Consider the following 7,406-nt stretch of genomic DNA (forward strand, 5'->3'; position numbering starts at 1 on the left):
CGAATTCATTAGGAATTCGCCTATTTCATCCACCTCGCGGTGGACACCCTTGCGCTTGGCTAATGGTTGGCAACTGCCAGCCCCCATAGCGGACTTTCACCGCCGAGTTACGCGCCATGCGTGGCGCACATTAAAAAAGAGCCGACCTAATTCTATTAGGCCGACCCCTTTTCCGTATTACGTTATTACATCTGGGTTTTCGAGTTTTCAGGTTTACCTATTATGAGAGATTAACTCAACTTAGCCCAAACCTTATTTTTACTTTCTACGCGAAGACAGGTGAGTCTTTACTTGGGCTAAAAACAAGCGTATAATAAAAAAGCTACCGTCTTTACTCGTTAGGTTAATAAAACCCATTTTAATTCTATCACGGCTTCTGCGTCAAGTCAAGAGACTTTTTTGTGGAACGGAGGTGCTCCCGTGGATGACTATCAGCAGAACCTTCTCGAAGAAAAGGAATATCTGAAAAACACACTTGCAGTCATTCAAAAAGAGCTGCTTAGAGAGCAAGAGAAGTTATCCGATAAAAAGAGAAAAGTGATCGAATCCAGACGGGACATGTGGGAAAATACAGGCCACTCTGGAAGGGACTTTACCCGCCTGACCGAGATGAATCAATATCTTCTCGACGTGAATCATCAGACCGGCTCCTACTACAACACATTGCAGCAGGTGGAGAAATACAAGAAAATTATCGACAAACCCTACTTCGGCCGCTTCGATTTTAAAGAAGACGGCTGCGACCTCGTTGAACCCATTTATTTGGGACTACACACAGCGATCGATTCTGCGACCCAACAGGTCCATGTGTACGATTGGCGAGCTCCTATCTCCAGCATTTTTTATCGCTATGAACTGGGACGAGCCGCCTATCAGGCCCCTTCGGGGGTGGTCTCCGGTGATGTCCAACGAAAACGGCAATACAAGATTCACGGGCCGGAACTGGTCTACTTCTTCGACTGCAATATCCTCATCAACGATGAAATTCTGCAAGAGATATTGAGTCAGAATGCTTCGGCGAAAATGAAGAACATCGTCGAGACGATTCAAAAAGAACAGGATACCATTATCCGGGACCGGGAGAACGACCTGTTGATCGTACAAGGTGTGGCTGGCAGTGGGAAGACCTCTGTGGCGTTGCACCGCATCGCTTTTTTACTCTATGACGGATTGAAATCCAATCTCGCTTCCCATAACATCCTCATCCTCTCCCCGAACGCACTATTCAACAAGTACATCTCACAGGTTCTGCCTGATCTCGGGGAAGAAAACGTGGTACAAACCACCTTTGACGATATAGCCGGCGACTTTTTTGCCGGTTCTGTCCAGTTAGAAACCCGGTCCTCCCATCTGGAAGCCATCATCCAAAACCAAACGGAGTCAGAACGTAACGAACGAACCGATGCCTATCAGTTTAAAGGCTCTCGAGCTTTTGTGACTCTCCTCGAACGGTTAATTTGGCATTATGAACATCGCCTCATCCCGTTCCAAGACGTTTATTATGACGGTGTTGTCGTAGAAACTCGACAACAGTTGAAAAACCGCTTCTTAAACGACAAAGCCGGTATGCCCATGGCCATACGACTGGCACGCATGGAAAAAACCATACTAGATAAAATTCACCCAATGCAAAAAGAGCGCCTGAAGAAACTAGAACCTATCGTCGCAAAGAGCGAAGGCCATGAGTTAGAGATAAAACCTTTTAGCCGACTGCTGTCGATGAAGGAAGCGAAAACCTTTCGAGAACGTCTGCGCACATTCTCCCGCATTAACTATCACAGGCTTTATCAACAGCTTTTCTTGCAGCCAACATTGTTTTTTTCACTGGCACGAGACCTGAACCTCCCTCGTGACATCGAAAGGATCATCTCGGCTACAGCAGAGGCCTTAAAAAAAGGGCAGGTCCGTTATGAAGATTGTGCTCCCCTGTTGTATCTAAAACTTCGCATCGAGGGATCTCATTTCTTTTCGGACATCAAACAAGTGGTCATCGATGAAGCACAAGATTATACCCCTATGCACTACGAAGTATTCAAAATATTATTCAAAGACGTCAAGTATACGGTCCTTGGCGATTTCCACCAGAGCCTAGAGCGACAAGTGGACGGAAGCATCTATGATGATGTGGTCCAGAGCCTCGGAATAGCAAAAATAATCAAACTGTTTCTCCGCAAGGGATACCGTTCCTCTTACGAAATCAATCGATTTGCCAGGCACGTGCTGGGAACCGACGAAGATAGCCTAGCCTTTCAACGACATGAAGCTGAACCCCACGTGGTTTCTTTTCCGACTATAGGCGAAATGGACGAAGCCGTCCTCGAGGAGGCAACATCTTTTATCCGGCAAGGCTTTTCTTCAGTGGCGATTATCTGTAAAAGCCAGCGACAAGCGGAACAAGTTTACCACAGGCTTTCTAGCAAGGCCCCCCTTCGGCTGGTCCATCCTCACGAAGGAACCTTGGAAAAGGGCATTTTGATCATGTCCGCGTATACCGCGAAGGGACTTGAGTTTGACGTAGTTCTGTTATACGGCGCCGATAAGAAAACCTATGGAAACGATTTGGATCGGCGACTGATGTATGTCGCTTGCACCCGTGCGCTTCACCGGTTGCATATTTATCACTCTGGTGAAAAGAGTCCCTTTCTGCCCACCCAGACAGAGCCATTCAACGCCGATTCGATGCAAAAATAAAACGCTCATGACCCATTGGGGCACAGGCTACTATGAAAATAGCTTTTCACAAAAAAATGAAAAGAGGGGGTTCTCCACCATTCAAGGAGAATCCCCTCTTCTGTTTTCAGAAGCCTCGTCTGATGATGCCGCGCCAATCAAGAATCCCATTCATATAAGAGGATTCAGTGTTTTTCGGCAGGCTTAGACGATTTGATGTTCTCAAGCGTCATCGAAAAATCGGAAGACACTTGATTCACTGTTTGTGCCTGTACATAGATGGAGCAATATTTATCGTATAACGCCTGCAAGGTGTCATACGCTTCTTTGCATTCCTTGGGGTGGTTTTTCAGCTTCTTCATTTTTTCATCGATTCTGTCTTTCGCTTGGGCCATTTCCACGAGTACATTATCCTTCGCAGTGGACTCCTTGATCTTCTCGAAATCAATGTCCATTTCCGCCGTCTTTATGGCGTTGCTCCATACCTCTGAGTATCCCTCGGCATACCCTTTGGTCAAGGAAAGCCCCGTCATGGCCTGCTCGGTAATGTCCTTTACCGTTTCATTGTACAAACTGACATACTCATTGAACTTGATCGTCTGAGTGTTGTTCTCCATGAGCGTAAGAATACTGGAAGTCATGATTAAAACAACGAGCACGAAAATCAGGAGTGCCCGGTTCTTATTCACCGACTGTACAGGTTCACGCTCATCGCGAGGTTCGTCACCATGATTATTCATTTCCCACGCATCACCTCCACCGATTAGATTTTCGAAGGAATTCCGAAAGGGTCCGACCAGGATGCCTGTCTTCCCTTCTCCATAACACGTTTATACGGAAACTAGTAAAAATATTCCAAGAATCAGAAAATATTGTTGTGTACGAGTTTATTAATTCTTACGCTCCCCGCGGAAAATTTCGAAAAATGATACCTAATTGGAATAAACCAATGGTATTTTCGCAATAGGAAGCAAATAAGCAAATTTAGTATATTTTTGTCGAACAGTATATTTCTTTATATTTAACTCATTTTTCATTATGTGTTCGCGTATAAATTTATTACAAATAATTAAAGGAGGTGAGAGTGTGCGAGGGACGAAACATCGCGTTTTACAAGCAATTATACTGATTGTCCTTTGTACCGTATTCCTGGTTGGCTGCGTCCAGTCGGATATTCATGTGAAGGTGAACCCCGACGGCAGCGGAGACCTTGGCTACTCTATTCTGGTCAACCCTTCTTTACTGGGTGGCGACGGTGGATATAATCCGCTCGACGACTTAAAAGCCAACGCAGAGCAATCGGGCTTTACCGTCACCAGTTTAGAACAGGATGGTATGATCGGTTTTCAAGCCTCCAAACAGGTGAAAAGTATTGCCAAGGAGTCTTCTAGCGACCTTTTCCTCGGGAAAATCGGTGAAGGTTTCACCCAGAAGTCGTCCTACTTGAAGAATACATACACACTGAACACAGCGATTGACCTGTCCGATCTAAGCTTTACAGGCAATGACAAGGTCAATCCGTTGCTCCAAGCGGCCCTGAAACAAGTCAAGTTGACTCTAACAGTCGATCTCCCAGTTTCAGCGGCGAAGCATAATGCGACGACTATTGCTAAGAACGGAAAAGAACTGACCTGGGTTCTTCAACCGGGTCAAGTAAATCAAATCAACATCGTCGCCGAACAGTATAACACTACGACCATCTCTCTCCTGGGGGTTGCCGGCCTGCTGGTCATCGGCGGCATCAGTGTAGCTATCTCCCAAATAAAGAAACAGACTATCGCCATGACCGCTACGGAACAAGCAACTACAGCCCCAGAAACTCCGGCCGTGGAGGCATCTACGGCTGAACAAGTAGGTGAAACAACCAATGTCGAAGCAAATGCGGAAACCGTTGCGGAAGTTGCTGTTGGAGTCGAACCGAATCCCAGTGATGATTCGACGGAGAACAAACAAGGCTAAGCTAGGGCGATAAATATAAAACCCTTCACCTTTATTTCCTTTTGGAAGTGGTGAAGGGTTCTTTTATGGAAAACCATTTACAGACAGTCAATGATTAACGGGGTATGGACCTTTTAGTTATCTCCCAGGATAAGATGAGCGCACCGAACACTAGCTAACGACGTTAATCGCTTTTCCCTGAATGAAAGCTTCAATATTTCCAGCCAATAGCTGAATCAGTCTCTGTCTCGACTCCAAACACTTCCAACCAATATGGGGTGTGAGGATCACCTTTTCCATCGCGAATAAAGGATTGTTCAGCTCCGGCGGTTCCGGATCTTGAACATCAAGACCAGCACCAGCAATTTTCCCGGTTTGCAACGCCTCAATCAGATCCGATTCTTTAATCAGGGGGCCGCGGGATGTGTTGATGATGTAGGCAGATGGCTTCATCAGGTTCAACCGCTCTTTGTTGATTAGGTGTCTTGTGTCAGCGGTCAGGGGGCAATGGAGGGAAACATAGTCACTTTCTTTCAATAATTCTTCCAGGCTGACCGATCGAACCTCGGGATCCTCCCAGGTTTTCGGTGCCCGATTGTACACAAGGATATTCATCCCTAAGGCACGGGCGACTTTCATCACTTGCTGCCCAATGCTTCCGCTGCCAATAATGCCGAGTGTTTTATATTGCACTTCAAAGTGGGGCACCTGAAGGTGTTTCGTAAAATTGCTGTAATCCCCTTGTTTGACCATGACTTGTTGACGATGTAGAGAAGAACTCAAATTCAAAATGAAAGCGATGGCCAACTGGGCCACAGCCTCCGTACTATAGCCGGGGATATTGCATACGGCAATGCCCTTCTCTTTCGCCGCTATAATGTCAATATTGTTATAGCCCGTCCCAGCTTCTGCAATAAGCTTTACAGAGGACGGGAATCTCTCAATCAGGTCTCTTCCCACGGGCAGTTCCTTCGTGATGACAATCGTCCGATCTTTTACCCGTTCAAGGATCTCCTCATTGCTGCTGTCATCATACCTAGTCAACATGGTGATATTAGAGATCGGTGAAAAGTCGAGCTTCTTATCAAAGTCAACTTTGGCTGCATTTAGAAATACTGTCTTTTGCATAGTTACCCCCTGTTGATCGTCAAATTGCGTGCACGTTCTTTGGTAGGACTGCTTTTCCTCCAGCCTCCTTGCATTTGTATGTTTTTTCACGATTATTATTTCTATGCATTCTATCTATTTCCTGCAATCTTATTATACCTTTATGGAATCGCCCTTATAACCGGAGTGTTCCATCTATTATTTTCGGAAACGCATTTATCTTTTAAATTGAGCTGCTCTTTTGATTCCGTTGGAAATACTGGTTTGTAATTGCCTTTTTTCGGTAGAGATGATAAGATCAACCTCGAAAAGGAGGGCAAAAGATGTACAAAAGAACCTTTCGAGAGCTCACTGATTATATCGGACAACTAGAATTATCACCATCAGAACAATTAATGATCCTAACGGCAGATAAGTCGTCTCACCATGTGCCCGAATTGATCAATCTGATGAACAGCAAGAACATTCGATTTTTCGGCGGCGTCTACGCGGCGCTCCTCTCGGAAAACAAAATGGAGCGAGAAGGATTTATTGTTCAGAAGTATGAGCCGCTCTATTGCTCCATTGTGCTTCCCTACTTGATGCGTTTTAATCTAGATCCAAAAGACTTAGAAAACACGACAGCATTGGTTCTCGTCGACGGACTTTCCAGCAAATACAAAGATCTAACTGATACCGTCTACAATAAAGTTGGAAAGACTGTGACCTATATCGGCGGTGGGGCGGGACATTACGATCTGCAGCATAGACCGTGTATCTATGACCACAAAGGGATGTATAAAGATGTTCTATATATTTGTATCGTCAAAGGAGCTTTGGAACTCGCCGTTGAGCATGGCTGGAGAAAAATGGACGGACCATTTACTATCACGCAATCGAACGGGAATACGTTAGCGGAGATTGACCACCAAAACGCCTTTGAAGTGTATAAAGACATCATTGAACAAGAAGAGAATTTAAGAATCGGCAAAGAGGACTTTTTCAGTTTTGCCAAAGATCATCCCTTTGGCATCCAGAAAAAAGGCCAATTCGAAATCGTCGTAAGAGATCCTATCGGCGTAAACGACAACGACGAAATCGTCTGTGTAGCCGATATTCCCAAAGGCAGTCAAGTCTATGTATTGAAGGGGAACGCAAATACCTTGTTGGCGTCTTCGGTACAGATCGCGGATTATTGTGCGAAACGAGCGCCCGCAAAATATCGACCATTGCTGTTCGACTGTATTTCCCGAGCTATGTTCCTAGAGGATCGATTTGATACCGAGTTAAGCAATATTCAAGCACACTTAAAGTACCCAGTGGAAGGTGCCTTATCTATCGGCGAAATTGCGTCCCGGAAAAACGGCGAGATCATCATACATAACAAGTCTACGATTCTCGGTTTGTTGCCGCTCGAAGAAAACTGTTAGACCTACTTTCCAAGAAAAATAGTGACAAAAAAGCCTACCGCATTCGTTGCAGTAGGCTTTTGCATTCCATCAAAACTGAACAGAAGTGTTGTAAAGCGATTAAGGTCAAGTCCTCGACCGATTCGTACCCGTCGACTGAACGCCTCACGGCGTGTACATCTCGGGCCGATCCACCAGGTCATCTTCCTGGGGTCTTACCTACTTGCGTAGTGGGAAGTCTCATCTTTGGGTCGGTTTCGCGCTTAGATGCTTTCAGCGCTTATCCGCTCCCGACATAGCTAC

General features: G+C 45.6%; 5 protein-coding genes and 1 rRNA gene. 3 read left to right on the top strand and 3 right to left on the bottom strand.

The window, feature by feature from the left end; translation table 11 throughout:
- Positions 1-420: 420 nt before the first annotated feature.
- Entirely contained in the window at positions 421-2,691 is a 2,271-nt protein-coding gene (locus tag GJ688_RS18905; RefSeq protein WP_170292160.1) for a HelD family protein, read from the top strand.
- A 164-nt stretch (positions 2,692-2,855) separates the two neighbouring features.
- Here the strand turns inward: GJ688_RS18905 and GJ688_RS18910 are convergent, their stop codons facing one another.
- Entirely contained in the window at positions 2,856-3,410 is a 555-nt protein-coding gene (locus GJ688_RS18910) for a hypothetical protein (RefSeq protein ID WP_155478073.1), read from the bottom strand.
- 346 nt (positions 3,411-3,756) lie between these two features.
- On the opposite strand from GJ688_RS18910, the gene GJ688_RS18915 reads away from it, so the two are divergent.
- Positions 3,757-4,629, top strand: coding sequence for a DUF3153 domain-containing protein (locus GJ688_RS18915; RefSeq protein ID WP_170292161.1), 873 nt, complete (start codon positions 3,757-3,759; stop codon positions 4,627-4,629).
- Between the two features lie 150 nt (positions 4,630-4,779).
- On the opposite strand, the gene GJ688_RS18920 is transcribed toward GJ688_RS18915, so the two are convergent.
- The gene (locus tag GJ688_RS18920; RefSeq protein WP_155478075.1) at positions 4,780-5,736 is read right to left on the bottom strand and encodes an NAD(P)-dependent oxidoreductase; all 957 of its coding nucleotides are present in this window, start codon (positions 5,734-5,736) and stop codon (positions 4,780-4,782) included.
- Positions 5,737-6,038: 302 nt separating this feature from the next.
- Between GJ688_RS18920 and GJ688_RS18925 the strand changes: the two genes are divergently transcribed.
- Positions 6,039-7,124 carry an FIST signal transduction protein gene (locus tag GJ688_RS18925; protein ID WP_155478076.1) on the top strand — a complete coding sequence of 362 codons (1,086 nt, stop codon included), beginning with the start codon at positions 6,039-6,041 and terminating at the stop codon, positions 7,122-7,124.
- A gap of 101 nt (positions 7,125-7,225) precedes the next feature.
- On the opposite strand, the gene GJ688_RS18930 is transcribed toward GJ688_RS18925, so the two are convergent.
- Positions 7,226-7,406: ribosomal RNA gene (locus GJ688_RS18930) — 23S ribosomal RNA — on the bottom strand; the annotation flags it as partial.

The sequence above is a fragment of the Heliobacterium mobile genome, from assembly GCF_009720735.1.
GTDB lineage: Bacteria > Bacillota > Desulfitobacteriia > Heliobacteriales > Heliobacteriaceae > Heliobacterium > Heliobacterium mobile.